This is a genomic window from Variovorax gracilis (genome assembly GCF_030317115.1).
Taxonomy (GTDB): Bacteria; Pseudomonadota; Gammaproteobacteria; order Burkholderiales; family Burkholderiaceae_C; genus Variovorax; species Variovorax gracilis.
The window spans coordinates 18,610-44,818 of record NZ_JASZYF010000017.1; the positions used below are offsets into that span (position 1 = coordinate 18,610).

Below are 26,209 nucleotides of genomic sequence, written 5' to 3' on the forward strand. Positions count from 1 at the left end.
GCCCCACGCACTCTTCGAGCAACCACATCCCTAGTAACCCAGCTTCCGCGGCAGCCACAACGCAAGTTCAGGCCACGCAATCACCGCCACCATCACAAGGAACATCGCGAACAGCATCCACCCCACCCAGCGCACCGTCTCTTCCATGCGCACGTTGGCGATGCGGCACGACACCATCAGGTTCACGGCCAGCGGCGGCGTGAATTGCCCGAGCGCGACCTTGAGCGTGAGGATCACCCCGAACCACACCGGGTCCCACTTGTAGTACTGCACGATCGGCCACAGCAGCGGCACGAAGATCAGGAAGATCGACACGCCGTCGAGGAACATGCCGACCGTGATCAACATCAGGATCAGCAGCGACAGCACGCCGTATTCGCCCAGCCCGGAATTCACGATCGCGCGGGTGACCGGATCGATCACGCCCAGCGTCGAGAGCGAGTACGCGAAGATGCCCGCGAGCGACACCACCAGCAGGATCACCGCCGAAAGTTCGCCCGATTCGCGCAGGATCACGAACAGATCCTTCACCTTGATCGTGCGGTGGATCGCCATGCCCACGAACAACCCGTAGAACACCGCCACCACGGCCGCTTCGGTCGGCGTGAACAGCCCCGCGCGCATCCCGCCGAGGATCAGCACCGGCGCCGCCAGACCCCAGGTCGCTTCACGAAAACTCTTCCAGAACGGCGGACGCGGCAGGCTCGATTCGAGCGCGCCCATCTTGTGCTTGCGCGCCAGCCACACCGCCGGAACGATCAGCGCGATGCCGGCCAGGATGCCGGGGACCATGCCGGCGGCGAACAGCGCCGGCACCGAGGCGCCGGGCACCAGCACCGAGTAGACGATGAACGCCACCGAAGGCGGGATCAGGATGTCGGTGGCGGCTGCGGCGCCCACCACGCTGGCCGAGTACGCGTCGGGGTAGCCCGCGCGCGACATCGCCGTGATCATCACGGCGCCGACAGCCGCCGCATTGGCCGGGCCCGAGCCCGAGATGCCGCCGAGGAACATCGCGACCACGATCGCGACCAGCGGCAGCATGCCGGGGCCGCGGCCGACGATCGCGATCGCGAAGTTGACCAGCCGCAGCGCCACGCCCGAGCGGTCGAAGATCGAGCCGACCAGCACGAACATCGGGATCGCGAGCAGCGGGTACTTGCCGAGGCCGGCATAGAAGTTCTGCGGCACGGCCAGCAGGCCGAACCACTGTGCGTCGCTGTTGGCGAGCGCGATGCAGGCTGCGCCCGCAAGGCCGAGCGCTGCGCCGATGGGCACGCCCACCAGCATCATCAGCAGGAAGGCGACGAAGAGAAGCGTGGGGATCACTGGTCCGAGCCCCCGTAGTTCGTCTTGCGGCCGCGGCGCACGAAGAGCCCGATGGCGCGCAGCGCGATCGCGAAGGAGACGATGGGCAGCCAGATCGAATACCACCACTGCGGGACGCCGATGCCGGGCGAGGTTTCCTCGAAACGGTAGTCGTCCCAGACCACGCGCACGCTGAGCGCGCCGATCAGCAGGAACAGGACCGCCACCATCAGCGCGCCGAACTGCGCTAGGCGCTTGCGCCTCGCCATGGTGCCGCTCTCGGCGAAGTACTCGATGCGGATGTGCCGGTCGCGCGCGACGGCGGCGGAGCCGGCGACCAGCGCCAGCAGGATCATCAGGAAAACCGAGAACTCCTCGGTCCACGCAAAGGAGGAGTCGGTGAAGTAGCGCACCAGCACGTTGGCGAAGGTGATGCAGGCCAGCATGCCCATGATGATCACCGTGGCCCAGTCCTCGATGGCGAGTGGAATGCGCGTCGGTTCGTCGGCGGCTTCGATTTCAGGAGGGATGGGACTGGCGGCGTCCAGCACGGGGCCGGACTCGGTGGGAGTGGTCATCGGGGGGAGCAGGAAGGTGGTGCCATCGTCGTCACCGGCCGGACGCCGGGACGCGATCCGTACACCTCGACAGGGAAGCAGCTATGAATCGTAACGATCAATGACCACTTCCTTCATCGGGGGTTTCCTTAGCTGCCGCCCCGTCGGACCCCGTCAATCGAAGTAGGCGCGCGATCGGTCCAGGTGCTCGCGGCACTCCCGGACCATGCGCTCGAGCAGTTCGGCGCAGGTGGGCACGTCGTCGATCAGGCCGATGCACTGGCCTGCCGAGACCACTCCGCCGTTGACCTCGCCGGACGCCAGCGCAGCGCGCCCGCGAACGCCGGCCACCAGGGGACGGATGTCGTCGAACTGGCAGCCGCCCGGCCGGTTCTCGGTCGCGACCACTTCCTCGGAGATCGCGTTCCTGAACACGCGCGCCGTGTTCTTCATGGTGCGGAACATCAGCTTGGTGTCGCGCTCCGAGGCCGCGACCAGGGCCTGCTTGATGTTGTAGTGGATCGGCGCCTCCTGCGTCACGCAGAAGCGCGTGCCCATGTTGACGCCTTCGGCGCCCAGCGCGAGCGCAGCGGCCATGCCGCGCCCGTCGGCGATGCCGCCCGACGCAATGATCGGGATCTTGAGCGCGCGTGCCGCGATCGGCAGCAGCACCAGGCCGGGCACATCGTCCTCGCCCGGATGCCCTGCGCACTCGAAGCCATCGACCGAGACCGCATCGACGCCATTGCGTTCCGCCGACAGCGCATGGCGCACGGAGGTGCACTTGTGCACGACCTTGATGCCGTGTGCCTTGAACTGGTCGATGAAATCGCGCGGGCTGTTGCCTGCCGTCTCGACGATCTTGACGCCGCTGTCGATGATGGCCTGCACGTATTCGGCATAGGGCGGCGGCTTCAACGCGGGCAGGATCGTGAGGTTCACGCCGAAGGGGCGATCGGTCATGCCGCGCGTGCGCTCGATCTCGTGCCGCAGCGCATCCGGTGTCTGCTGCGTGAGCGCGGTCAGGATGCCGAGGCCCCCGGCGTTGGAAACCGCCGAGGCCAGCTCCGCCAGCCCGACCCATTGCATGCCGCCCTGGATGATCGGATAGCGGATGCCGAGCAGTTCAGTGACGCGAGTCTTCATGATGTTCTTCCTCAGTGGTTCCCCGCGCCGAAAGGCACCGGCGCGGCCAAGTCCAGGAACCCCGCGGAACCGGCTCTGCCGGGCCGCTGGGGTTGCCCCCGGTCGGGGGGCGGCGAAGCGACACGAAGTGCGCGAAGCCTGGAGGGGGTGAGCTTCATCCCAGTGTCTTGACCAGTTCCGGCACGGCCGTGAACAGGTCAGCCACGAGGCCGTAGTCGGCCACGCTGAAGATCGGGGCCTCTTCGTCCTTGTTGATCGCCACGATCACCTTGGAGTCCTTCATGCCGGCCAGGTGCTGGATCGCGCCCGAGATGCCCGCTGCGATGTAGAGCTGCGGCGCGACGATCTTGCCCGTCTGCCCCACCTGCCAGTCGTTCGGGGCGTAGCCCGCGTCCACGGCGGCGCGGCTCGCGCCCAGGCCCGCGTTGAGCTTGTCCGCGAGAGGCGCCATCACCTCGGTGAACTTCTCCGCGCTGCCCAGCGCCCGGCCGCCCGAGACGATGATCTTGGCCGCCGTCAGCTCGGGGCGTTCGCTCTTGGTCACCTCGCGGCCCACGAAGCTCGACTTGCCGCTGTCGGCCACGCCGTCCACGGTCTCGATGGCTGCGCTGCCGCCAGTGGCGGCTGCCGCATCGAAGCCCGTCGTGCGCACGGTCGCGACCTTGATGGAGTCGGAACTTTGCACGATGGCAATGGCGTTGCCGGCATAGATCGGGCGCTCGAAGGTGTCCGGGCTGTCCACCTTGGTGATGTCGCTGATCTGGGCGACGTCCAGCTTGGCGGCAACCCGTGGCGCCACGTTCTTGCCGTTGGCCGTGGCCGGGAACAGGATGTGGCTGTAGTTCTTGGCAATGGCGAGAACTTGCGCTGCGACGTTCTCCGCGAGGTTCTCGGCCAGGCTCGGGCTGTCGGCCACGATCACCTTGGCAACGCCGGCCACCTGGGCAGCGGCCTTGCCGGCTTCGGCGGCGTTGGCACCGGCCACCAGCACGTGGACATCGCCGCTGGCACAGGCAATCCCTGCGGTCACGGTGTTCAGGGTCGCCGGCTTGAGCGTGGCGTGGTCGTGTTCGGCAATAACAAGTACGGTCATATCATTTCTCCTGGCCGCAAAACAGTGCGCAGCCTCCAAACGTTTGTTCCAGGGATACCGCGGAACCGGCTTTGCCGGGCCGCCGGTGTCGCCCCCTGAAAGGGGGTGGGCGAAGCGACACGAAGTGCGCGAAGCCTGGGGGTCAGATTACTTTTGCTTCGTTCTTCAGCTTGTCGACGAGGGTGGCCACGTCGGGCACCTTGATGCCGGCGCCGCGCTTCGGAGGTTCCGAGACCTTCAGGGTCTTCAGGCGCGGCTTGACGTCCACGCCGAGGTCCTCGGGCTTCACCGTGTCGAGCTGCTTCTTCTTGGCCTTCATGATGTTGGGCAAGGTCACGTAGCGCGGCTCGTTCAGGCGCAGGTCGGTGGTGATGACAGCGGGCAGCGAGAGGGAGATGGTTTCCAGGCCGCCGTCGACTTCACGCGTCACGCTGACCTTGTCGGCCGAGACTTCGACCTTGGAGGCAAAAGTCGCTTGCGGCAGATCGGCCAGCGCCGCCAGCATCTGGCCGGTCTGGTTGGCGTCGTCATCGATGGCCTGCTTGCCCAGGATGACCAACTGGGGCTGTTCCTTCTCGACCAGCGCCTTCAGCAGCTTGGCAACGGCCAGGGGTTGCAGCTCTTCGGTGGTCTCGACCAGGATGCCGCGGTCGGCACCGATGGCCATGGCGGTGCGCAGTGTTTCCTGGCACTTCGCATCGCCGCACGACACGGCGATGATTTCGGTGGCAACGCCCTTCTCCTTCAGGCGCACCGCCTCTTCGACGGCGATCTCGTCGAAGGGGTTCATGCTCATCTTGACGTTGGCGATGTCCACACCGGTGCCGTCGCTCTTGACGCGCACCTTCACGTTGTAGTCGACGACCCGCTTGACGGGGACCAGGATCTTCATGTGTCTAGCTCCTTCGGTTTTGAGATGTGAGATTCACTCGAGCTTGGCGCCCGATTGCTTGATCAGGCGCTCCCACACCGGGCGCTCCTGCTTGTAGGCGGCGCCAAAGGCGTCCGGCGAGCTGTCCTTCAGCTCGAAGCCCATTCCCGCGACCTTCGCCTGCACGTCCGGTTGCTGTGTCGCCTTGCGCACTTCGTCCGCGATGCGCTGCACGATGGGCTTCGGCGTATTGCCCGGCGCCGCGATGGCGAGCCAGCCGGTCACGCGATAAGCCTCGTCCTTCATGCCTTGCTCTGCCAGCGTGGGCACGTTGGGCAGCGTGCTCATGCGGCGGTCGCCGGTCACGCCGATGGCCTTGACCTTGCCCGCCTCGATCTGCGGCTTCGCGACCAGCGCGCTGGCAAAGGCCATCTGGATCTGGCCGCCGATGAGGTCCTGCAGCATCGGCGCCTCGCCCTTGTAGGCGACGTGGTTCATGTCGGCGTTCTGCGTCAGGCTCATGTGCGCGCCGGCCAGGTGCGGATACGCGCCTACGCCATAGGAGCCATAGGCCACCTTGCCCTTGTTCGCGCTGACGTACTTGAGCAGTTCCGGTCCGGTCTTGACCGGCACGCTCGGATGCACCACCAGCACCAGCGGCGCCATCGCGATCTGATAGACCAGCGTGAGATCGCGTTGCGTGTCGTAGGGCAGCTTCTCGTAGAGAAACTGGTTGGTCAGCAGCGAATTGCTCAGGGACAGCACGATGGTGTAGCCGTCCGGCGCCGCCTTGGCGACCGCATCGGTGCCGATGATGCCGGCCGCGCCGGGCTTGTTGTCGATGATGACGGGCTGGCCGAGGCCGGCCGCCATCTTCTCGGCCAGCACACGGGCCAGCACGTCGGTCGCGCCGCCGGCGGCGAAGGGCACCACCATCTTGATCGGCTTGTTCGGATAGGTTTGTGCCTGCGTGGGTGCGATGGCGCACAGCGCGGCGGCGGAGGTCGCGGCGCAGAGCCACGTACGGCGGCTCAAGGGGTTGAATGAGGTCAAGGTATGTCTCCGGTTTGTGTTCAGCAAAATGCGCGCAGCTACTTCAGGACTACTTGCGCCTTGACGGGCAGGCGTCCCAGCGCCTGTTGCAACTGGCCCTGCAGCGCCTGGGCCTGCGCTCCCACGGCGGTCGAATCGACGACGACCTTCAGCGCGTTCTCGCCGTCTGCCTGTACCTGCGGGCGCGCTGCCGCGTCGATGCCCAACGCGGCGCAGGCCTCGTCCACCAAGGTGGCGGCCACCTTGCGTGAGGCCATCGAGCGCAGTTCGGGCTTGTAGATCTTGCCGACGTTGGTCATCGGCATCGTCTCGATGACGATCACGGACTTGGGCTTGGCCGGCGCCTCGTCGACCCGCCCGGCGGTGAAGGCCAGCAGCTCTTCCTCGCTCGCCGATGCGCCCGGCACGAGCGTCGCGAAGATCACCGGCAGCTCGCCAGCATAGGCATCGGGCGCACCGACGGCAGCGCAGAGTTGCACCGCCGGGTGCGCGCCGAGCGCGTCCTCGATCACCTTGGGATCGATGTTGTGGCCGCTGCGGATGATCAGGTCCTTCGAGCGGCCGCTGAGGTTCAGCCGTCCCTCGTCGTCCATCCAGCCCAGGTCGCCCGTGGCGAGCCAGCCGTCGGCCGTGAAGGCCTTGGTGTTGTCGGCCGGGTCGACGAAGCCCGAGAACAGGTTCGGCGACTTGAACAGCACCATGCCCTGTTCGCCCGCAGGCAGGTCGCGGTCGCTGGCATTGCCGTTCTCGTCGAGCGCGACGATGCGCAATTGCGTGAAGGGAAGCGGAAAGCCGACGCAGCCCGCGGGCCCGATCACGCCCGGAGGCGTGATGGTGGAAATGCCAGCCATCTCCGTCATGCCCAGGCTCTCGTGCACGTGCAGGCCGAAGAGGCGCTCGAAGCGCGCCGCGAGTTCCGGTGCGAGCACGGCGGCGCCGGTGCGGCAGTAGCGGATCGACGAGATGTCCGCGCCGTCCAGCGGCACATTCGCCAGCGCCGCCAGCACGGTCGGCACGGCCGACAGCGAGGTCGGCCGGTACTTCTCGACCAGCCGCCAGTAGTTGGCGAGCACCTCCTTGTTGCGCAGCAGCGAAGTGGTCGGAATGATCACTTCCACGCCCGCCGAGAGCGAGGCCAGCGAGGCCGGCAGCACGCCCGCGACGTGGAACAGCGGATAGCCATTGATGGAGACGTCGCTCGAACCCTGGCCCGCGACATTCACGCTGGCCCAGGCGGTGAACACCTGCGCGCCGTGGCTGTGGCGCGCCAGCTTGGGCGCGCCCGTGGTGCCGCCGGTGTGGAAGTAGGCGGCGATGTCGCTGGCCTGGATGTCGCGTCCGCTCACCAGATGGTCGTCGGGCTCGCGTTCGCGCAGGGCCTTGAAGTCGGCCACGCCTTCGGGCAAGGCACCTGCGCTGCCTGGCGCTTCGTCGTGGGGTGCCACGCGCAGCACCGTGGTGAGCGTGGGCACCTGGCTGCGAAGCCGCATCGCCTTCGACCACATGCCGGACTCGGCGTCGGAGCCATAGGCGATCAGCACCTTGGCCCGGCCGGCCGTCATCAGCGAGACCAGCTTTTCGTCGGTCAGCAGCGGGTTGAGCGGCTGCACGATGCCGGCCGCCGCACCGCCCCACAGCGCGAGGTGGTACTCCAGGCAACCCGGCAGCAGCACGGCGACCGCGTCGTCGGACCCGACGCCGAGCGTGTGCAGTGCGTTGGCGGTCTGGTGGATGCCGGCCAGCAACTCGGCGTAGGACCAGCGGATCGGCTCGTCCGCCGGGTTGCCCGTGCGCAGGAAGGTCAGCGCGGTCTTGTCGCCGAAGGCGGCACCGGCGTTGCGGAAGATCTCGTAGGTGCTGCGAACGGTCAGCGCCTCTTCGAGCGGTGTCTCCTCGAGCCGGCGGATGTCCGCGAGGCTGCGGATGGGAAAGGACGCGCTGAAGGGCGCTGCGATCCGGGGTTCGCTGGTTCGGCTCATGGATGCTGTCTCCTGGTGCGGGTCTTGTCTCGAATGATGCGCCGGGCCGTCCCCCGGCCCGGAGCACGGCCTACTTGTTGGTGATGTTGTTGTCGCGGATCACCTTGCCCCAGCGCTCGTAGTCCTGGCGCATGCGCGTGGCCATCTGCTCGGGGGTCTGGAAGGCCGCGAAGGTGCCGACGCCTTCGAGCTTCTCCTGCACTTCCTTGTCGGCCAGTGCCTTCTTCAGCTCGGCGTTCAGGCGCGCGATCACTTCCTTCGGCGTACCGGCGGGCGCGAGCATTCCGCCCCACGAGGTGGCGTCGAAGCCGGGGAAGCCTTGCTCGGCCACCGTCTTCACGTCGGGCAGCAGGCTCACGCGCTTGGACGAACCGACGGCGATGGCGCGCAGCGTGCCGGACTTGATGTGCGGCAGCACGGCGATGAGGTCCGAGAACATCATCGGCACTTGCCCGCCGATCAGGTCCGTCACGGCCGGCGCGCTGCCGCGGTAGGGCACATGCTGCATGTCGAAGTGGCCGACCGTCTTGAGCGACTCGGTGGTCAGGTGGCCGAAGCTGCCCGTGCCTGCCGTCGTGTAGTTGAACTTGCCGCCTTGCTCCTTGGCCTTGGCGATCAGTTGCTGCAGGCCCGTCACTTCAGGCAGCGCCTTGGGGTTGACCACCATCACGATCGGCAGGTCGTAGGTCGTTCCGACCGGCGTGAAGTTCTTGAAGATGTCGTAGCTGGTGGGGCCGTACAGGTGTCCCGCAAGCAGGGTGGGCGTCGCCAGCATCACCAGCGTGTAGCCGTCCGGCGCGGCCTTGGCGGCTGCGGCGGCGCCGATGATGCCCGATGCGCCGCTGCGGTTGTCGATCAGCACCGGCTGCTTGAGGCCGAGCGACATCTTCTGGCCGATGATGCGCGTCGCCGTGTCGGTCGGGCCGCCGGCGGGGAAGGGCACGATGATCGTGATGGGCTTGGTGGGCCAGGCTTGAGCCTGTGCGAAAGCGGAACCTGCCAGCAGCGGCAGTGCGAGGGCGAGCAATGCGCGGCGTGCGGGGTTGCGGACGGAAGTCGGGAAACGGGAGGCCATGTGTTCTTCAGGATGCGGCGTCAGAGGACGCCATTCGATTTCAGTTGGGAGAGCTTCTCGTCGGAGAGGCCGAGCAGCGACTGCAGCACGTCGCGCGTGCCTTCGCCGAGCTGCGGCGGGGCGCTGCGCACCGGCAGGCGTTCGCCGTCGAAGCGGTAGGGCGGCGCGAGCACGTTGACGCTGCCGGCCACGGGGTGCGGCTGCGTGGTCACGAGCCCGGCATCGGTGGCGCGCTTGGACTGCAGCGCTTCGAGCAGGCCGAGCACTTCGCCGCAGGGGATGCCCGAGCGTGTGAGCTGTTCGAGCAGCGCCTTGCGCTTGCGCCTGCCGAGTTCGCGGTTGATCTCGGGCATCAGCGCCTCGCGGTTGGCGGAGCGCAGGATGTTGGTCTTGAAGCGTTCGTCGTCCGCGAGGTCGGGCCGCTCGATCACATCGGTGCAGAAGCGCGCGAACTGGCTGTTGTTGCCGACGGTGATGACCAGCGGGCCATCCTCGGCATCGAAGACGCCGTAGGGCACGATCGACGGATGGGCGTTGCCGTAGCGCGGCGGGTCCTCGCCCATGAGCAGGGCTTCGAGGCCGTAGTAGGCCGTGATCATGAGGCCGCAGTCGAACAGCGCCATCTCGATGTGGCGGCCCGTGCCGGTCTTCTCGCGCTCGTACAGCGCAGCGAGGACGGCCTGCGCCGAGTACATGCCGGTGAAGAGGTCGACCGCTGCGACGCCGAACTTCAGCGGCGGCTGGTCGGCTTCGCCGTTGAGCGCCATCAGGCCGGCTTCACCCTGCACGACCAGGTCGTAGCCGGGACGTGCTGCTTCGGGGCCGGTACGGTCATAGCCCGAGATCGAGCAGTAGATCAGGCCCGGATTGACCTCGCGCAAGGCCTCGTAGCCGAGACCGAGCTTGTCGATGCCACCGAACTTGAAGTTCTGGATCACGACGTCGCTCTTCTTCGCAAGCTCGCGGGCGATCTCCTGGCCTTCCGGCGTCTGCAGGTCGAGGCCGATCGAGCGCTTGTTGCGGTTGACGCTGTTGAAGTAGGCCGTCTCGGTGTTGCCGACACGCAGGCCCCAGTCGCGCGTGTCGTCGCCGCGCGCGGGATGCTCGACCTTGATCACCTCGGCGCCGAGGTCGGCCAGCACCATGCCGCACCACGGCCCGGCGAGGATGCGCGAGAGGTCGAGAACGCGGACGCCGGCCAGCGGCAGGGTGCCTTTCATCAGTGACGCTCCTTTCCGAGCGCGATGTAGCGCTGGAGGTGGTGGTCTTCGTCGCCGAGCTGGTGGTCGATCATCACCAGGCGCTTGGCGTAGTGGGCCAGCGGCAGTTCCCAGGTCATGCCGATGCCGCCATGCATCTGGATGCTTTCCTCGGCGACCAGCGTGCCGATGCGGCCGATGCTGACCTTGGCCGCCGACAGCGCGCGCTCGCGCGTCACGTGATCGGCGTCGATGGCTGCTGCCGCATTGATCACGGCCGAGCGCGCCTGCTCGATCTCCAGCAGCAGGTCCGCCATGCGGTGCTGCAATGCCTGGAAGCTGCCGATGAGCGTGCCGAACTGCTTGCGCGTGCGCAGGTACTCCAGCGTGGCGGTCTTGGCGGCTTCCATCGCGCCGAGCGCTTCGGCGCACAGCGCGAGCACGCCGCGGCCGACCGCGCGTTCCAGCGTGGCGTAGCCCTGGCCTTCGGTGCCCAGCAGGGCGTCGGCGCCGAGCTTCACGGTGTCGAAGCCGAGTTCGGCCACGCGACCTCCGTCGATGGCGGGGCAGCCGCGCACCGTCAGGCCGGCCGTCTTCGCGGGCACGAGGAAGAGCGAGATGCCGGCTTCGTCGTCCACCGCGCCCGAAGTGCGGGCGGAGACGACGAAGAGGTTCGCTTGTTCGCCTTGCTGCACGACCGCCTTGGTGCCCTTCAGCACCCAGCCGTCGCCGCTGCGCTCGGCGCGCGTCTGCACGCGGCTGAGTTCGTAGTGGGTCTCGGGTTCGTCATGCGCGAGCGTGGCGATCGTGGTGCCGCCGACGATTTCTGCAAGCAGGCCCTTCTGCGTCTCGTTGCCCGCCATCGAGATCGCCTCGCCGGCCATCACCGCGCCCAGCAGCGGCTCGACCACCAGGCCACGGCCCAGTGCCTCGAAGACCACGGCGACATCGAAGCCGCCGCCGCCGAAGCCGCCATCGGCTTCGCTGAACAGCGCGCCGATCACGCCCAGATCGGCGAACTGCTGCCAGATCTCCGTGCTGAATCCCTGGTCGGACTTGGCGATGCGGTCGCGCGTCTCGAAGGCGTATTGCTCCGCGATGAAGCGGTTCAGGCTGTCGGCGAGCATGCGCCGGTCTTCGGTGTGTTCGAAATTCATTTCATATCTCCTGCGCACTGGGCGCGATCAATTCCAGGAACACCGCGGAGCCGGCTTCGCCGGGCCGCAGGTATTGCCCCCTCTACAGTCCAAGAATCATCTTGGAGATGATGTTCTTCTGGATTTCGTTCGAGCCGCCGAAGATCGACAGCTTGCGGTTGTTGAAGTAGCGCGCGGCCGCTGCCGGTGCGGGGCTGAAAGTCTCGCCCGTATAGCCTTCCCCCAGCGCCTCGGCGACGAACGGGCGGGCTTGCGCGCCCATCGCGCGGCGGGTCAGCGACGAGATCTCCTGGCGAATCTCGGTGCCGCGGATCTTCAGCATCGAGCTTTCCGCGCCCGGCACCCCGCCGCCAGCCACTGCCGCGATCACGCGCAGGTTGGTGGTCTTCATGTTCTCCAGGTCGATCTCGACCTTCGCCATGCGCGCCGCAAAGGCGGGGTCTTCGGCGAGCGGGCGGCCGTTCTTCGTCTGCTTGCCAGCGATGACCTTCAACTGCTCCATTGCGGCCACCGAGAAGCCGACGCCGGCGATGTTGGTGCGCTCGTAGGTCAGCAGGTACTTGGCGCAGGTCCAGCCCTTGTCTTCCTCGCCGACGAGGTTCTCGGCCGGCACGCGCACGTCGCTGAAGAACACTTCGTTGACTTCATGCTCGCCGTCGAGCGTGATGATCGGGCGCACTTCGACGCCCGGCGATGTCATGTCGATCAGCAGGAAGCTGATGCCCTCCTGCTTCTTCGCCTCGCGGTTGGTGCGCACGAGGCAGAAGATCATGTTGGCGTGCTGGCCGAGCGTGGTCCAGGTCTTCTGGCCGTTGACGATGTAGTGGTCGCCCTTGGCATCCACGCCGCGCACGGCGGAGGTCTTGACCGAAGCCAGGTCGGAGCCCGCGCCGGGTTCCGAATAGCCCTGGCACCACCAGTCCGAGCCGTCGAGGATGCGCGGCAGCCAGTGGCGCTTCTGCGCCTCGTTGCCGTACTTGATGAGCACCGGGCCGAGCATGTTCACGCCGAAGGGCACGATGCGCGGCGCATGCGCCAGCGCGCATTCGTTCTCGAAGATGAACTTCTCGACGGCGGTCCAGCCGGGGCCGCCGTACTGTTCGGGCCAGTGGTTCGCCAGCCAGCCGCGCTCGTTGAGGATGGCGTGCCATTCCTGCATGTCGGCCTTGGCCAGGTGCTTGCCGGTCGCGACCTTGTCGGAGAGCCGCTTCGGCAGCTTCGCTGCCAGGAAGTCGCGCACTTCGCTGCGGAAGGCTTCTTCTTCGGGGGTGAAGTTCAGGTCCATGGGATGCCTCTCAATTCAATAGTTGGCTCTTGGCGTGGAACACCGCGGAACCGGCTTTGCCGGGCCGCTGGTGTTGTCCCCTGCAAGGGGTTGGGCGAAGCGACACGAAGTGCGCGCAGCCTGGGGGTCAGTAAATCTCGAACAGGCCGGCGGCGCCCATGCCGCCGGCAATGCACATCGTGACCACGGCGTACTTCGCGCCGCGGCGCTTGCCTTCGATCAGCACGTGGCCGGCGAGCCGCGCGCCCGTCATGCCGAACGGATGGCCGATGGAGATCGCGCCGCCGTTGACGTTGAGCCGTTCGGCCGGGATGCCGAGCTTTTCCTGGCAGTAGATGGACTGCGAAGCAAAGGCTTCGTTGAGTTCCCAGAGATCGATATCGTCGACCTTCAGGCCGTGGCGCGCCAGCAGTTTCGGCACCGCGAACACCGGGCCGATGCCCATTTCGTCGGGCTCGCAGCCGGCCACGGCGAGGCCGCGGAAGGCGCCCAGCGGCTTGAGGTTGGCGCGCTCCGCTTCCTTGGCTTCCATCAGCACGCAGGCCGAGGCGCCGTCGGAGAGCTGCGATGCGTTGCCGGCGGTGATGAACTTGTCCTCGCCCATCACCGGCTTGAGCTTGGCGAGCGCGTCGTAGGTCGTGCCGCGGCGGTTGCAGTTGTCTTCCGTCGCTGTGACTTCGCGGTAGGTGACTTCCTTCGTCTCCTTGTCGGTCACCGACATCGTCGTGGAGCAGGCGACGATCTCGTCCTTGTAGCGGCCGGCGATCTGCGCTTCCTCGGTCTTGCGCTGGCTTTCTGCCGAGAAGCGGTCCTGCGCCTCACGGCTGATGCCATAGCGCTGGGCCACGATGTCGGCCGTCTCGATCATCGCCATGTAGAGCGCCGGTTTGTGCTCGACGATCCAGGGGTCCATGCCGCTGTCGCCGCTGTCGGTGGCGCTGCGGGTGCGGATCTGCGAGATGCTTTCCACGCCGCCCGCGATCATGGCCGGGGCGCCGTCGACCACGATGCGGCCCGCCGCCATGGCGATGGCCTGCAGGCCCGATGCGCAGAAGCGGTTGACCGTGGTGCCGGCGATGCCGATCGGCAGGCCTGCGCGGATGATGCTCTGGCGCGCGATGTTGCGGCCGGTGGTGCCTTCGGGGTAGCCGCAGCCGAGGATCGCGTCCTCGATCAGCGCGGGGTCGATGCCCGAGCGCTCCACCGCGGCCTTCACCGCAAAGGCGGCCAGCGTTGCGCCGGACGTGATGTTGAATTCACCGCGGTGCGCCTTGGTGAGCGGCGTGCGGGCGGTTGAGACGATGACGGCTTCGCGCATGGGGAGTTCTCCTTATTCGGATTGATTGAGGCTGGCGAAATCGGCGCCGCGTTCGACCAGTTCGACCAGCAGCGGCGAGGGTTTCCAGAACAGCGGGTCCTGCTTCGCGAATTCGCGGATATCGGCCAGCACATTGGCAAGGCCCACGGTGTCGGCGTACTTCATCGGACCGCCGCGATGGCGCGGGAAGCCGTAGCCGTAGAGGAAGGTCACGTCAACGTCGAGCGGGCGCAGCGCGATGCGCTGGTGCACGACGTTGGCGCCTTCGTTGATCATCGCGGCCATGTAGCGGCGCATGATCTCGTCGTCGGTGAAGCTGCGCGGCGTGATGCCCGCGCGCTGGCGCTCGGCGTCGATGATCGCGAGCACCTCCGGGTCTTCCTTGCCGGCGCGCGCGCCTTCGGGATAGAGGTAGTAGCCGCGCTGCGTCTTCTGGCCGAACCAGCCGCGCTCGCAGATGCGGTCGGCCACTTGCACGTAGCGCGCCTTCGGGTCGCGCGTGGCGGCCTTGCGCTTGCGCGTGGCCCAGCCGATGTCGCCGCCCGCGAGGTCGGACACCTGGAACGGGCCCATCGGGTAGCCGAAGTCGCGCACGGCCTTGTCGATCTGATAGGGCGATGCACCGTCTTCCATCATGTGGTCGGCGGCCTGGCGGTACACCGCGAGGATGCGGTTGCCGATGAAGCCGTCGCACACGCCGGCGCGCACCGGCACCTTCCTGAGCTTCTTCGCGAGTTCGAAGCCGGTGGCGACCACGTCGGCGCTCACCTTGGCGGGCACCACGATCTCCAGCAGCTTCATGATGTTGGCCGGCGAGAAGAAGTGCAGGCCCACCACGTCGGCCGGGCGCGAGATGCTGGCCGCGATCTCGTCGATGTCCAGGTAGGAGGTGTTGGTGGCGAGCACCGCGCCGGGCTTGCAGACGCGGTCGAGCTCGGCGAAGACGGCCTTCTTGACGCCCATCTCCTCGAACACGGCCTCGACCACGATGTCGACCTTCGCCAGCGCATCGTAGGAGGTCGAGCCACTGAAGCGCGCCATCACGGCGGCCTTGGCCTCGGCCGTCATGCGGCCTTTCTGGATCAGGCCGTCGTAGACCTTCTCGACATGGGCACGGCCGCGCGCGAGGCTGGGCTCGTCGCGTTCGATCATGGTGACGGGCATGCCGGCGTCGAGCATCGCGACCGCGATGCCGGCGCCCATGGTGCCGCCGCCGACGATCCCGGCTGCATCCAGCGGGCGAGGCTTGCCGGCCTTGGTTTCGGGCGCCTTCAACACTTCGCGTTCCGCGAAGAAGGCGTGGATCAGGCCGGCGCGCTGCGGGCTGTCGATGCATTGCAGGAAGAGCTTGCGTTCGAGCGCCATGCCTTCGTCGAAGGGCTGCGTGAGCGCGGCTTCGACGGCTTCGATGATCTTCATCGGCGAGAACAGGCCGCGGCTCTTCTTGGCAGTGTCGGCACGGGCGGCTTCGAGCGCGGCGCGGCTCGCTTCGGCGTCGGCCAGCCCTTGCGCATCGCGCGTGCGGCGCACCGGCGCCTTGGCGGCGACGAGTTCCTTCGCGTAGGCGAGCCCTTGCGGCAGCGCTTCGGTTCCTTCGCCGAGGCGGTCGACCAGGCCCAGCGACAGCGCTTCCTTCGCGCCGGCGTGGCGGCCGCTCAGCATGAGTTCGAGCGCGGGCTTCACGCCGATCAGGCGCGGCGCACGCTGCGTGCCGCCGGAACCGGGGAGCAGGCCGAGCTGCACTTCAGGCAGGCCGAGCTTGGCCGAGGCCACTGCCAGGCGGTAGTGTGCCGACAGCGCGATCTCCAGGCCGCCACCGAGAGCGGCACCGTGGATCGCAGCCACCACGGGCTTGCTGCAGTTCTCGATCCGGGCGCAGACTTCCGGCAGCGACGGCGGTTGCGGTGTCTTGCCGAACTCGCGGATGTCCGCGCCGGCGATGAAGTTGCGTCCCGCACCCACGATCAGCACCGCGGCCACGCCGCCGTCGGCTTCGGCCGCGTCGATCGCAGCCGCCAGACCGCGGCGGACATCGACGCCCAACGCATTGACGGGGGGGTTGTCGATAGTCACGACCAGCACATCGGCATCTCGCTGGAACGTGACGGGTTCGGACGTAGAAGAGGTGGGAGTCGTGGCCATGCTGTGTGTCTCCGGATGGCGGAACCGGACGGTTCCTTGAGGGTGAATCCTCGATTCTTGATCCGGCACCCGGCTTTGACAATTGCATTACCCATTGACAGACTGTCAAAGGATTTTTGACACAATAGCTGCCATGGACCTGCAATCGCTGACTCTGCTGGTCGAAATCCTCGACGCCGGCAATCTGAGCGCAGCCGCGCGACGACTGAAGATGAGCCGCGCCAATGTGAGCTATCACCTGAACCAGCTCGAACGCTCGGTCGGGGCGCAACTGGTGCGGCGCACCACGCGGCGCGCCGAGCCGACGGAGATCGGCCTGCGGCTCTACCAGCACGGCCTCGCCATCCAGGGCGAGCTGATGGCGGCGAGAGAATCGGTGACCACGCTGGGCCAGAGCCTGCAAGGCCGCGTGCGGCTGAGCGTCCCCAGCGGCTACGGGCAACTCGTGATGTCCGAGTGGCTCATCGACTTCAAGCGCCAATACCCCGGCATCGTGCTCGACGTGCTGTTCGAGAACCGCATCGAGGATCTGCTGCGCGACGAAGTGGACATCGCGATCCGCGTGATCCCCGAGCCGCCGCAAAACCTCGTGGCGCGCGAACTGGGACCGGTGCGCTACGTGGCCTGTGCATCGACGGCCTATGCGCAGACGCACGCCCTGCCCACGCAGCTCGATCAATTGCAGAGCGCGCCGGTGGTCACCGCGGCGGTGATCGGGCGTCAACTGCGCGTGTCGGCCTATCAAGGCGAAGAGCGCCGCGAAGTGGTGCTGGAGCCCACGCTGATCTCGGAGAACTTTCTGTTCCTGCGGCAGGCCATCCTGGCCGGGCTGGGCATCGGGCTCGTGCCCGACTACGTGGTGAACGATGACGTGCGGCGCGGCGACGTCGTGACCACGCTCGACGACTGGCGGCTCAGCATCTTCGGCACGCAGATGTTCATGCTCTACATGCCGAACCGCCAGCACACGCTGGCGACGCGGACCTTCATCGATTTCATCCTGGAACGGGCGCGAGGCACGACAGCTGACGCCGCGCCGGACGCGTAGCACCCCGGGCCCCCGCCATGGCGCGGGCGGCGGAGTTGGAGCAGCATCGGGGCCACGGAACGCTCGATGACCACGACCTGTGCCGGCTGCGGCGCCGATGTGCTGCCCACGTCTTCCTTCTGCCAGCGCTGCGGGCGACGGCTCGCCTGTTCCTGTGCGTCGTGCGGCTATGAATGCGAGTCCGACTTTGCGTTCTGCCCGCGCTGCGGCACGGCGCGCGGTGCGGCCGGCCCCGCGACCTCTGCCGTGCCGCCGCCACTGGCCGCAAGCGAACCCAGCCATGAAGCCGATCGCCGGCAGGTCACGGTGGTGTTCGCCGACCTGACCGGCTTCACGTCACTCGCCGAAGGCCTCGACCCCGAAACGCTGCGCACTTTTCAGAACGCGCTGTTCGCCGTGATGGCGCAGGCCATTGCGCGCTACGACGGCTTTGTCGAGAAGTTCGTCGGCGATGCGGTGATGGCGGTGTTCGGCGCGCCGCGCGCGCACGAGGACGATCCCCTGCGCGCCGTGGAGGCTGCGCAGGACATGTTGCGGGGCGTCGAGCAGCTCAGCGCGCAATGGATGGCGCGCCTCGGGCGGGCGGTTACGCTGCACATCGGCGTGCACACCGGGGCGGTCGTCGCCGGTAGCCTGGGCAGCGGCACCGGCGGTACCTACGCGGTCACCGGCGACACCGTGAATACGGCATCGCGGTTGCTGACGGCGGCTGCGCCGGGCCGGGTGCTGCTGTCGGAAGCGACGCATGCGATGGTGCGGCACCGCTTCGACTTCGAGCCGCCCGCGGAACTGGCGCTGCGCGGCAAGGCCGAACCGATGCGGGTGCATGGCCTGATCGGCATTCGCAAAGAACTGGCGTCCGCGCGCGGGCTCGCCGACCTCGGGCTGTCGGCGCCGCTGGTCGGGCGCGGCGATGCGCTCGGGCACCTGCTGGCCGCATTCGACCGCATGCAGGGCGGGCAGGCCCAGGTCGTCAGCGTGGTCGGCGAGGCCGGCGCCGGCAAATCGCGCTTGCTGGCCGAGTTGTTCGCGCGCCTTGAAGACGATGGGCGCTTCAAGGCGACGGGCGTTCGTCGTGCCACCTGCTCGTCGCTCGGCGAGCCGACCTACGGCACCTTCGGTGCGCTGTTCCGCGATGCGTACCGTGTCGAGACGGGCGACTCGCTGGAAGCAGCCCGGCGCAAGCTGCAGGAGGGCCTGGCAGCGCTCGGTGCCGGAGCGGACGAGGCCGATGCGGTGGCGCAAGTGCTGAACTACCTTCTCGGCATCCAGGAGGCGCGGCCTCGCGATATCGAGCCCGAGCAACTGCAGCGCCAGATCACGCTGGCGGCGCGGGCGCTGATCGAGCGCCGCCTGTCGCAGCAGCCGGTGATGGTCGTGGTCGATGACCTGCACTGGGCGGATGCGGCTTCGGTGGACCTGCTGGGCGAGGTCGTCGACCAGCTCGCGGACCGGCCGTTCATGGTGCTTGCCTTCCAGCGTCCCGATGCGCGTTCTCTGCGCGCGGGTCGTGCCGAGCAGTCCGTGATCGACCTGAGCCCGTTGGGCGAGCAGGACGCACGATCGCTCGTGCTCCACCTGTTGGGCGCGCCGGCAGATGACGATCTGGCCCCCTTGCTCGATTTCGTCGCGGCGCGTGCGGGCGGCAATCCGCTGTTCGTCGAGGAGATCGTTCGCAGCCTCGCGGGGCGTGGCTTGCTGGTACGAAAGGACGGGCTCTGGTCCTGCGAGGACCCGTGCGAAGGCGTGGATGTGCCGCCGACACTCTACGGACTGCTGTTGTCGCGCATCGACCGGCTGGGCACCGACGATCGGCGCACGCTGCAGGAAGCAGCCGTGTTGGGCGCCGACTTCGACAGCATGCTGTTGCAGCGCATCGCGAGCGAGCCGCGATCGCTCGAAGCGTCGCTGCATCGGCTGGCGGCGGCCAATCTCGTCCGTACGTCCGGACGAGGCTGGTGTTTCACGCACGCGTTGCTGCACGAAGTCGCCTATCAGAACCTGCTGCTGTCGCGGCGCACCGATCTGCACCATCGCGCCGGTCGCGCCCTCGAAACCGTGCTGGGCGTCGACGCAAAGGCGCCCGTCGAGGACGAAGCCCGAAGCCCTCTGCGACTGGCTGATCTGGAGGCGCTGGCCCGGCACTGGAGCCTTTCGCCGGACAAGGCGCACGGCGCCCACTACCTCGTGGCGGCCGGCGATTGGGCGCGCGCCGTCTATGCCAATGACGACGCCGTCCGCCACTACGAACGCGCCCTGCGCACGCTGGCCGGGTCGACCGCCGACACGCCAGCCGCGAAGGCCGAGGTCGAAGCCGCGGAACTGGACGCGCGCGAGCGCATTGCCGATCTGTTCGGGCTGCAGGGGCGACGCAGCGATGCGCTCGCGCAGTACGAGATCGTGCAGCGCGCGGACGAGCGGCAAGTCGATCCCATCCGCACTGCGCGCGTTCTGCGCAAGACGGGTGGCCTGCACTGGGAAGCGGGCGAGCGCGAGCGCGCCGGCGCCTGCTTCACAGCCGGCCTCGAACGGCTGGGCGAAAACGGCGATCCGATCGAACGTGCACACCTTTTCCAGGAAATGGGGCGGCTGGCCTTTCGGGCCGGTGACAACGACAGGGCATTGGCGCTCGCGCAGCGCGCGCTGGCCGAGGTGCCCGCCGAACCGGCAGGGCGCGCAAGGGAAGCGAGCGTCGTGCGCGCCGAGGCCTGCAACACACTTGGCGTCGCGCTGGCCCGGCTGGGCCGGCCCGCCGAGGCCGTGGAACATGTCGAAAACAGCGTCGCCCAGGCCGAAGCCAACAACATGCTGCAGGCCGCCTGCCGCGGCTACACCAACCTGGGTGTGCTGTATGCCTCGCTCGACCCGCAGCGCAGCATCGAGACCTGCCTGCGCGGCCTCGAGACCGCGCGGAAGGTCGGCGACCTCGGATTCCAGTCGCGCCTGTACGCCAATCTCGCCGTCGCCTACTGCGCGCTGACCAACCGTTGCGAGGCCGAGGGCATCGAGGCGGCGAACGCAGCCGCCAGCCTCGATCGCCGGCTGGGATTGCTCGACCACCTCGCGGTGCCGCTGATCGTGCTGGGCCAGATCTACCAGTGCCACGGCGACCACGCGCGCGCCTTCGCGTCGTACACCGAAGCCTTGCAACTCGCAGAGCAGGTTGACGAGCCTCAGCTCCTCTTTCCCTGCTACGATGGTTTGGCTACGCTGTACCTCGATGCCGGGCGCCCCGCACAGGCGGAAACCTATCTCGCCAAGGCACAAGCAGTATGCGAGCGCGCCGGCCTCGAGCCCGACGCCCTGATGGTGCTTCCGTTCCTCTGCTGAACCTGCCTGAAGGAGCCTCGACATGGCAATCGCGATGAACCACCCCGTGGCGCCGGGCGAACCGGCTCCCGACTTTGCGCTTCCGGCCGTGGCCGGCCCCGAGACCGTTTCGCTTGCCGACTATCGCGGACGGAGCCCTTTGTTCCTCGCGCTGCTGGTGGGCTTGTGGTGCCCGTTCTGCCGGCGCCAGATCGTCCAGCTCGGGGCGCTCGAACAGAAACTGAAGGCCATGGGCGTCGAGACGCTGGCGGTCGTGGCGACGGAACCGGAAAACGCGCGGCTCTATTTCAAGTTCAGGCCCACGCGCCTGCGCCTCGCGTCCGACCCCGAGCTGTCGATCCACCGGGCCTTTCGGGTTCCGAAGCCCGAGTCGACGCCGGAGATGCTGCAGCAGTTGGAGCAGACCCGCGTGAATCCTTTCGGCGACCTGCCGGAGCCGCTGCCGGTACCGGAGGCGGCCAAGGTCATCGGAGCGCTCGACGGCTACGTCTGCACGCCGACCGACATGGGTGAGGTCGACAGGCAATGGCCGCAACTGAAGGCGCAGTTCATGATCGATCGCGACGGCATCGTGCGCTGGGCGGAAATCGAGTGCGAGAAGGAGGGCCTGCCGGGCATCGGCAAGCTGCCGTCCGATGAAGTGATCCTGGGTGCGGCGCGCGCTTGTGCGGCCTGACTCTGCTGTCCCGCAGGTCAGAACCGGCCGTGGTCGCGAAAACTGTAGAACTCACCGAAGCCGATGATGATGAAGTCTTGAAGAATCATGTCGTGCAGCTTGCCGAGTTCACTCAAGCGGAGTGCCACGGCGAGGTCGGCGTTTGAAGGCTTGCAGGTCCCGGAAGGATGGTTGTGGACCACGACCAGCGAGGACGCTCTCGCGAGCATCGCGTTCCTGTATATCTCCACCGGTTCGAGCACCGCGTGATGCGCTGTGCCCATGGACGCCACTTCATAGGACAGGATTTCCAGCTGGGGATTCAGGTGCAGGACAACGACCTTTTCCTTCGTTTCGTCCTGCATGTCCTTGAACAGTTCATAGACCTGCTGCGCGCTCTCGACAGGCTTGCTCAACAGGTCATCGTCCACTCGCTTTCGGGTGAACGTGACTTTCAATTCCTTCAAGTAAGCCATCGAGCCTCCTTCTTCATTCTGCTGCTGGATCGTATCAATTGGCATCGATGGGAAGTGGAATGACGCGACGCCGGCGCGCGATGGGACAATCCCGCCCCATGACAAGCCCCGCCGACACCCTCACCATCACCCGCCCCGACGACTGGCACCTGCACGTGCGCGACGGCGCCGCGCTCGAAGCCGTCGTGCCGCACTCGGCACGCCAGTTCGGCCGCGCACTGATCATGCCGAACCTGCGCCCGCCCGTGACCACTGCGCAGCAGGCCATCGACTACCGCGCACGCATCCTCGAAGCGGTGCCCGCCGGTGTCCGCTTCGAGCCCGTGATGTCGCTCTACCTCACCGACAAGCTCGCCCCGGACGAAATCGAACGGGCCGCCGCGGCCGGCGTGCGCGCGCTCAAGCTCTACCCGGCCGGCGCGACCACCAACAGCGATGCCGGCGTGACCGACATCCGTAAGACCTACGCCACGCTGGAGGCGATGCAGAAGCACGGCCTGCTGCTGCTGATCCACGGCGAAGTCACCGATCCGGCGATCGACCTGTTCGACCGCGAGGCGGTGTTCATCGACCGCGTGATGATCCCGCTGCGGCGCGACTTCCCCGAACTCAAGGTGGTGTTCGAGCACCTCACGACGAAGGAGGGCGCCCAGTACGTGCGCGATGCGAGCCGCTTCACCGCCGCCACCATCACCGCGCACCATCTGCTCTACAACCGCAACGCGATCTTCACCGGCGGCATCCGGCCTCACTACTACTGCCTGCCGGTGCTCAAGCGCGAGACGCACCGCGTCGCGCTGGTCGAGGCTGCCACCAGCGGCAGCGATCGCTTCTTCCTCGGCACCGACAGTGCGCCGCATGCCGCTCACCTCAAGGAGCATGCACTGGGCTGCGCCGGCTGCTACACCGCGCTCACCGCCATCGAGCTGTATGCCGAGGCCTTCGACAACGCCGGCGCTCTCGACAAGCTCGAAGGCTTCGCGAGCTTCCACGGCGCCGACTTCTACGGCCTGCCGCGCAACACCGACACCGTGACCCTGCGGCGCGAGAGCTGGACCGTGCCCGAGACCGTGCCCTACGGCGACGCCACGCTGAAGCCCCTGCGCGGCGGCGAAACGCTGGCCTGGAGGCTCGCGTGAATACGCCGCCGCGCGTCATGCTGCTGATCGACGCCGACAACGTCTCCGCCGACGTGATCGAGCAGGCCGTGCAGCGCACGATGACCGAGCACGGCGCCATCCACGTGCGGCGCGCCTACTGCAATGCCGAGACCGCGATGAAGCAGCAGGCGCTGTTCAAGCGGCTGTCGGTGCGGCCGATGGTCAACCTCTCGTCCGGCAAGAACAGCACCGACATCGCGCTCGCGGTCGACGCCATGGACCTCGCGGTCGCCGAGCGTCCGGACATCGCCGTGCTGGTGTCCTCCGATTCGGACTTCGCGCCGCTCGTGATCCGGCTGCGCGAAAAGGGCTGCCGCGTCTGCGGCATCGGCCAGCAGGGCAAGACCGGCGACGACACGGTGGCGATCTACGACAGCTTCGTCGACCTGCAGCACCATCAGGCGCCGAAGACGGCGGTGGCGCTGGCAAAGACCGCTGCCAAGCGTGCCCCGCGGCGCGCGAAGGCCGTGGCGCCGAAGGCCGCGCCGCCCGCGCCGGTGTTGCCCGACGAGGTGATCCGCATCCTCGACGCGGTCGCCGAACTGGGCATGGGCAACAAGGTGGAACTCAACGTGGCCGCGGAGCGGCTGCGCGCCGAGAAACTGCTGAGCAAGAGCGCGAGTTCGCCGAAGCTCTTCAAGAAATACCCCGAGCTGTTCCTGCTGACACCGGAGAAGACGCCCAACAAGGTGCAGTACGTCGGCCCCATGCCGTCGTGAACCCGGCCGGCGCCGCGCAGCCTTGGCTGGCCCCCTACGCGCCCCGAGCGGCGCGCGTCCTGGAGAGGGCCGGGCACGGCGCGCCCGTTGCCGAGACCCTGTCCGCCGAGCCGTTTTCCATCGACCTGCCTGCCGGCCCGCTTCGCTTCGTACCGGGAGACAGCGCACCGGCCGGCGAAGCGTACGAAGCCTTCATCTTCCGCACCGGCTGCGTACCCACGCGCAACAACCTTCACGACCTTTTCAACGGCCTGGCCTGGCTGCATTTTCCGCAGGCCAAGCGGCGCCTCAACGAATTGCAGGCGACCGAGATCGCGCGTGCCGGCATCGGCGCCACGCGCGGTCCGCTGCGCGATGCGCTCACCCTGTTCGATGAGAACGGCGCCGTGCTCTGTGCGCCACCCGCGTTGTGGGAAGCGCTCATCGCGCGGGACTGGCACCGACTCTTCGTCGCCCAACGGCAGTCGTGGCGCGGCGCACGCCTGCTCGTCTTCGGCCACGCGCTGCTCGAAAAGCTGTGCTCGCCGAGAAAAGCCGCCACGGCGCATGTCCTGATCGCGCCGGGCGCCACGCCGTCGATCGCGATGGACGACGCCGCCATCGCATCGGCGCTGGAGCCGGCGCATCTGGCGCGCAAGCCCTTCGCGCCGCTGCCGGTGTTGGGCGTGCCCGGCTGGTGGCCGCCCAACGAGACAGCCGATTTCTACGACGATCCGCAGGTGTTCAGGCAAAAAAGGGGAGCCGAAGCTCCCCTTGTCTCCCCCTGTGCCTGATCGTTGTCGCTGCGCTTACTTGTCCACGATCACCTTGACCTGCCGCGATGCGGTGTCCGTGGTGCCGATGTTGATGACGTGGGTCGGACGCTCCACCACGATGCGGTCTTCGGGTACTCCCGCCATGATCAGCGCATCGGCCACCGCCATGGCGCGCCGTTTCGACACTTCCTCGTGGGCCGCGGCGCTGCCGCGAGGGGCGCTGAAGCCCGACACGACCAGCGTGGCGTCCGCGTGGGTGCGCAGGTAGCCGATCACGGCTTCCGAGCGGGCGCCGAAGTCGGGCGGCAGATCGGCCTTGCCGGTGTCGAAGTAGACCTTGAGGCCCGGCGTGCCGTCGATCAGGCTGTCCAGGATTGCCGAGCCCAAGGGAACGATTTCGGCAGGAACCGCCGCGGCCTTGTCGTCGCGGTCGCGCGTGGTGCAGTAGCCGAGCAGCAGGATGAGCGCGAGCGCCAGCCAGGTCAGGGCGCGCAGCAGATCCGACCTGGGCTTGTCCAAACGGGCCGAGGCCGAATTGGCGAGCAGCCAGTTGCGCGCGGTGCTGGCGACCTGGCCGATGCGCGCCTTCCTGATGATTTCATCGAACACTGCTTCTGCTCCCTGCACTTGAAAAGAATGGCAGCCCGATTGCTGCCGGCCGCGGACCATAGTCGCGGGCCAAGCGCCGGACCGGTTCATGAGGAAGTCAGGGAAGCGGAATATGGGAACTTGTGCCCGGACGCGCGGGCGGTTTCCTCCTGAAACAGGTGGATTGACTGCTTTTGTCGCAGCTTTTGAGGGAATTCTGGACGCGCCTTTTGCTCCTACTATGATGGCGCTCGTCCATGAGCCGTCCGGGCCCGAGAAGCAACAACAACAGCCGGTCTGATGCGCCTGACCCTTGCAACACGGGCGGTAACCCTCAATATTCCGAGGCGGGCGACCGCCTGCTTCCCCACGGAGAATCCAACTTGAAACGCATCCTTCTGTTTGTCCTGACCAACGTCATGGTGGTGGCGGTGCTGGGCGTCGTTGCCAGCCTGCTCGGCGTCAACCGCTTCCTCACGGCGAATGGACTCAACCTCACGGCGCTGCTGGGCTTCGCGCTCATCATGGGCTTCGGCGGCGCGATCATCTCGCTCCTCATCAGCAAGCCGATGGCCAAGTGGACGGCGGGCGTGCGGATCATCAATGACCCGCAATCGCCCGACGAGGCCTGGATCGTGCAGACCGTCAAGAACTTCGCCGACAAGGCCGGCATCGGCATGCCCGAGGTCGGCATCTTCGAGGGCGAGCCCAATGCCTTCGCTACCGGTGCGTTCAAGAACTCGTCGCTGGTGGCCGTGTCGACCGGGCTACTGCAGAACATGACGCGCGAAGAGGTGGAGGCCGTGATCGGCCACGAGGTCGCGCACGTCGCCAACGGTGACATGGTCACGATGACGCTCATCCAGGGCGTGATGAACACCTTCGTCGTGTTCCTCTCGCGCGTGATCGGCTATGCGGTCGACAGCTTCCTGCGCCGCGGCGACGATCGCTCGTCAGGCCCCGGCATCGGCTACATGGTGACCACGCTGGTGCTCGACATCGTGCTGGGCTTTGCCGCCGCGATCGTGGTGGCGTGGTTCTCCCGCCAGCGCGAGTTCCGCGCGGATGCCGGTGCCGCCAAGCTCATGGGCCGCAAGCAGCCGATGATGAACGCGCTGGCCCGCCTGGGCGGCCTGCCGGCCGGCGAACTGCCGAAGTCGGTCGAGGCGATGGGCATCACCGGCAAGCTCGGCAGCCTGTTCGCGACGCATCCGCCGATCGAGGAACGCATCGCTGCGCTGCAAAATTCGCAGGGCTGATCGGCCCGCGCAGGCAAAAAAAGCCGCCTTCGGGCG

The 26,209-nt window shown here is 67.4% G+C and carries 22 protein-coding genes; 7 read left to right on the forward strand and 15 right to left on the reverse strand.

The genetic code is table 11. The annotated features are described in order from the left end of the window. Positions 1 to 30 precede the first annotated feature (30 nt). The 13 genes from QTH97_RS25100 to QTH97_RS25160 all read right to left on the reverse strand — a co-directional run bounded on the left by QTH97_RS25100 (position 31) and on the right by QTH97_RS25160 (position 16,183). Positions 31 to 1,329: a TRAP transporter large permease gene (locus tag QTH97_RS25100; RefSeq protein WP_286571219.1), complete on the reverse strand. Its 1,299-nt coding sequence runs from the start codon at positions 1,327 to 1,329 to the stop codon at positions 31 to 33. Continuing rightward, the gene (locus QTH97_RS25105) at positions 1,326 to 1,886 is read right to left on the reverse strand and encodes a TRAP transporter small permease (RefSeq protein WP_286571220.1); all 561 of its coding nucleotides are present in this window, start codon (positions 1,884 to 1,886) and stop codon (positions 1,326 to 1,328) included. The genes QTH97_RS25100 and QTH97_RS25105 overlap by 4 nt, the downstream gene beginning before the upstream one ends. Before the next feature lie 153 nt (positions 1,887 to 2,039). After that, positions 2,040 to 3,011: an NAD(P)H-dependent flavin oxidoreductase gene (locus QTH97_RS25110; protein WP_286571221.1), complete on the reverse strand. Its 972-nt coding sequence runs from the start codon at positions 3,009 to 3,011 to the stop codon at positions 2,040 to 2,042. Between the two features lie 154 nt (positions 3,012 to 3,165). Continuing rightward, positions 3,166 to 4,104 carry an electron transfer flavoprotein subunit alpha/FixB family protein gene (locus QTH97_RS25115; protein WP_286571222.1) on the reverse strand — a complete coding sequence of 313 codons (939 nt, stop codon included), beginning with the start codon at positions 4,102 to 4,104 and terminating at the stop codon, positions 3,166 to 3,168. Between the two features lie 142 nt (positions 4,105 to 4,246). Then, on the reverse strand, positions 4,247 to 4,996 hold the full coding sequence (locus tag QTH97_RS25120; protein ID WP_286571223.1) for an electron transfer flavoprotein subunit beta/FixA family protein: 750 nt from the start codon (positions 4,994 to 4,996) through the stop codon (positions 4,247 to 4,249). 33 nt (positions 4,997 to 5,029) lie between these two features. Continuing rightward, complete coding sequence (locus QTH97_RS25125; RefSeq protein ID WP_286571224.1) at positions 5,030 to 6,028, reverse strand: Bug family tripartite tricarboxylate transporter substrate binding protein; 999 nt, start codon at positions 6,026 to 6,028, stop codon at positions 5,030 to 5,032. Between the two features lie 38 nt (positions 6,029 to 6,066). After that, entirely contained in the window at positions 6,067 to 8,007 is a 1,941-nt protein-coding gene (locus QTH97_RS25130; protein ID WP_286571225.1) for an acyl-CoA synthetase, read from the reverse strand. 70 nt (positions 8,008 to 8,077) lie between these two features. Beyond that, positions 8,078 to 9,082, reverse strand: coding sequence for a Bug family tripartite tricarboxylate transporter substrate binding protein (locus QTH97_RS25135; RefSeq protein WP_286571226.1), 1,005 nt, complete (start codon positions 9,080 to 9,082; stop codon positions 8,078 to 8,080). Positions 9,083 to 9,102: 20 nt separating this feature from the next. After that, positions 9,103 to 10,302, reverse strand: coding sequence for a CaiB/BaiF CoA transferase family protein (locus QTH97_RS25140; protein WP_286571227.1), 1,200 nt, complete (start codon positions 10,300 to 10,302; stop codon positions 9,103 to 9,105). Beyond that, positions 10,302 to 11,438, reverse strand: coding sequence for an acyl-CoA dehydrogenase family protein (locus tag QTH97_RS25145; RefSeq protein ID WP_286571228.1), 1,137 nt, complete (start codon positions 11,436 to 11,438; stop codon positions 10,302 to 10,304). Before QTH97_RS25145 ends, QTH97_RS25140 begins: the two co-directional genes overlap by 1 nt. Before the next feature lie 82 nt (positions 11,439 to 11,520). Further along, positions 11,521 to 12,723 carry an acyl-CoA dehydrogenase family protein gene (locus QTH97_RS25150; RefSeq protein ID WP_286571229.1) on the reverse strand — a complete coding sequence of 401 codons (1,203 nt, stop codon included), beginning with the start codon at positions 12,721 to 12,723 and terminating at the stop codon, positions 11,521 to 11,523. Between the two features lie 127 nt (positions 12,724 to 12,850). Beyond that, entirely contained in the window at positions 12,851 to 14,041 is a 1,191-nt protein-coding gene (locus tag QTH97_RS25155) for an acetyl-CoA C-acyltransferase (protein ID WP_286571230.1), read from the reverse strand. A 12-nt stretch (positions 14,042 to 14,053) separates the two neighbouring features. Next, positions 14,054 to 16,183 (reverse strand): 3-hydroxyacyl-CoA dehydrogenase NAD-binding domain-containing protein, encoded by a 2,130-nt coding sequence (locus QTH97_RS25160; RefSeq protein WP_286571231.1) that lies wholly within the window; start codon positions 16,181 to 16,183, stop codon positions 14,054 to 14,056. A 133-nt stretch (positions 16,184 to 16,316) separates the two neighbouring features. Here QTH97_RS25160 and QTH97_RS25165 point away from each other — a divergent pair, with 133 nt between their 5' ends. The 3 genes from QTH97_RS25165 to QTH97_RS25175 all read left to right on the forward strand — a co-directional run bounded on the left by QTH97_RS25165 (position 16,317) and on the right by QTH97_RS25175 (position 21,237). Next, positions 16,317 to 17,231 carry a LysR family transcriptional regulator gene (locus QTH97_RS25165; protein WP_286571232.1) on the forward strand — a complete coding sequence of 305 codons (915 nt, stop codon included), beginning with the start codon at positions 16,317 to 16,319 and terminating at the stop codon, positions 17,229 to 17,231. A gap of 66 nt (positions 17,232 to 17,297) precedes the next feature. After that, on the forward strand, positions 17,298 to 20,561 hold the full coding sequence (locus tag QTH97_RS25170; RefSeq protein ID WP_286571233.1) for an adenylate/guanylate cyclase domain-containing protein: 3,264 nt from the start codon (positions 17,298 to 17,300) through the stop codon (positions 20,559 to 20,561). 22 nt (positions 20,562 to 20,583) lie between these two features. Then, positions 20,584 to 21,237 (forward strand): redoxin domain-containing protein, encoded by a 654-nt coding sequence (locus QTH97_RS25175; protein WP_286571234.1) that lies wholly within the window; start codon positions 20,584 to 20,586, stop codon positions 21,235 to 21,237. 17 nt (positions 21,238 to 21,254) lie between these two features. On the opposite strand, the gene QTH97_RS25180 is transcribed toward QTH97_RS25175, so the two are convergent. Further along, positions 21,255 to 21,737 (reverse strand): JAB domain-containing protein, encoded by a 483-nt coding sequence (locus QTH97_RS25180; RefSeq protein ID WP_286571235.1) that lies wholly within the window; start codon positions 21,735 to 21,737, stop codon positions 21,255 to 21,257. Between the two features lie 53 nt (positions 21,738 to 21,790). Between QTH97_RS25180 and pyrC the strand changes: the two genes are divergently transcribed. From pyrC to QTH97_RS25195, 3 genes are read left to right on the forward strand one after another with little or no spacing between them, the layout of a single operon-like run. Beyond that, entirely contained in the window at positions 21,791 to 22,831 is a 1,041-nt protein-coding gene (gene pyrC, locus QTH97_RS25185; protein ID WP_286571236.1) for a dihydroorotase, read from the forward strand. Continuing rightward, complete coding sequence (locus QTH97_RS25190; protein WP_286571237.1) at positions 22,828 to 23,571, forward strand: NYN domain-containing protein; 744 nt, start codon at positions 22,828 to 22,830, stop codon at positions 23,569 to 23,571. Before pyrC ends, QTH97_RS25190 begins: the two co-directional genes overlap by 4 nt. Beyond that, positions 23,568 to 24,344 carry a DUF3025 domain-containing protein gene (locus QTH97_RS25195; RefSeq protein ID WP_286571238.1) on the forward strand — a complete coding sequence of 259 codons (777 nt, stop codon included), beginning with the start codon at positions 23,568 to 23,570 and terminating at the stop codon, positions 24,342 to 24,344. Before QTH97_RS25190 ends, QTH97_RS25195 begins: the two co-directional genes overlap by 4 nt. A gap of 15 nt (positions 24,345 to 24,359) precedes the next feature. On the opposite strand, the gene QTH97_RS25200 is transcribed toward QTH97_RS25195, so the two are convergent. Beyond that, on the reverse strand, positions 24,360 to 24,935 hold the full coding sequence (locus QTH97_RS25200) for an OmpA family protein (protein WP_286571239.1): 576 nt from the start codon (positions 24,933 to 24,935) through the stop codon (positions 24,360 to 24,362). Between the two features lie 362 nt (positions 24,936 to 25,297). Here QTH97_RS25200 and htpX point away from each other — a divergent pair, with 362 nt between their 5' ends. After that, on the forward strand, positions 25,298 to 26,173 hold the full coding sequence (gene htpX / locus QTH97_RS25205) for a protease HtpX (protein ID WP_286571240.1): 876 nt from the start codon (positions 25,298 to 25,300) through the stop codon (positions 26,171 to 26,173). Positions 26,174 to 26,209 lie beyond the last annotated feature (36 nt).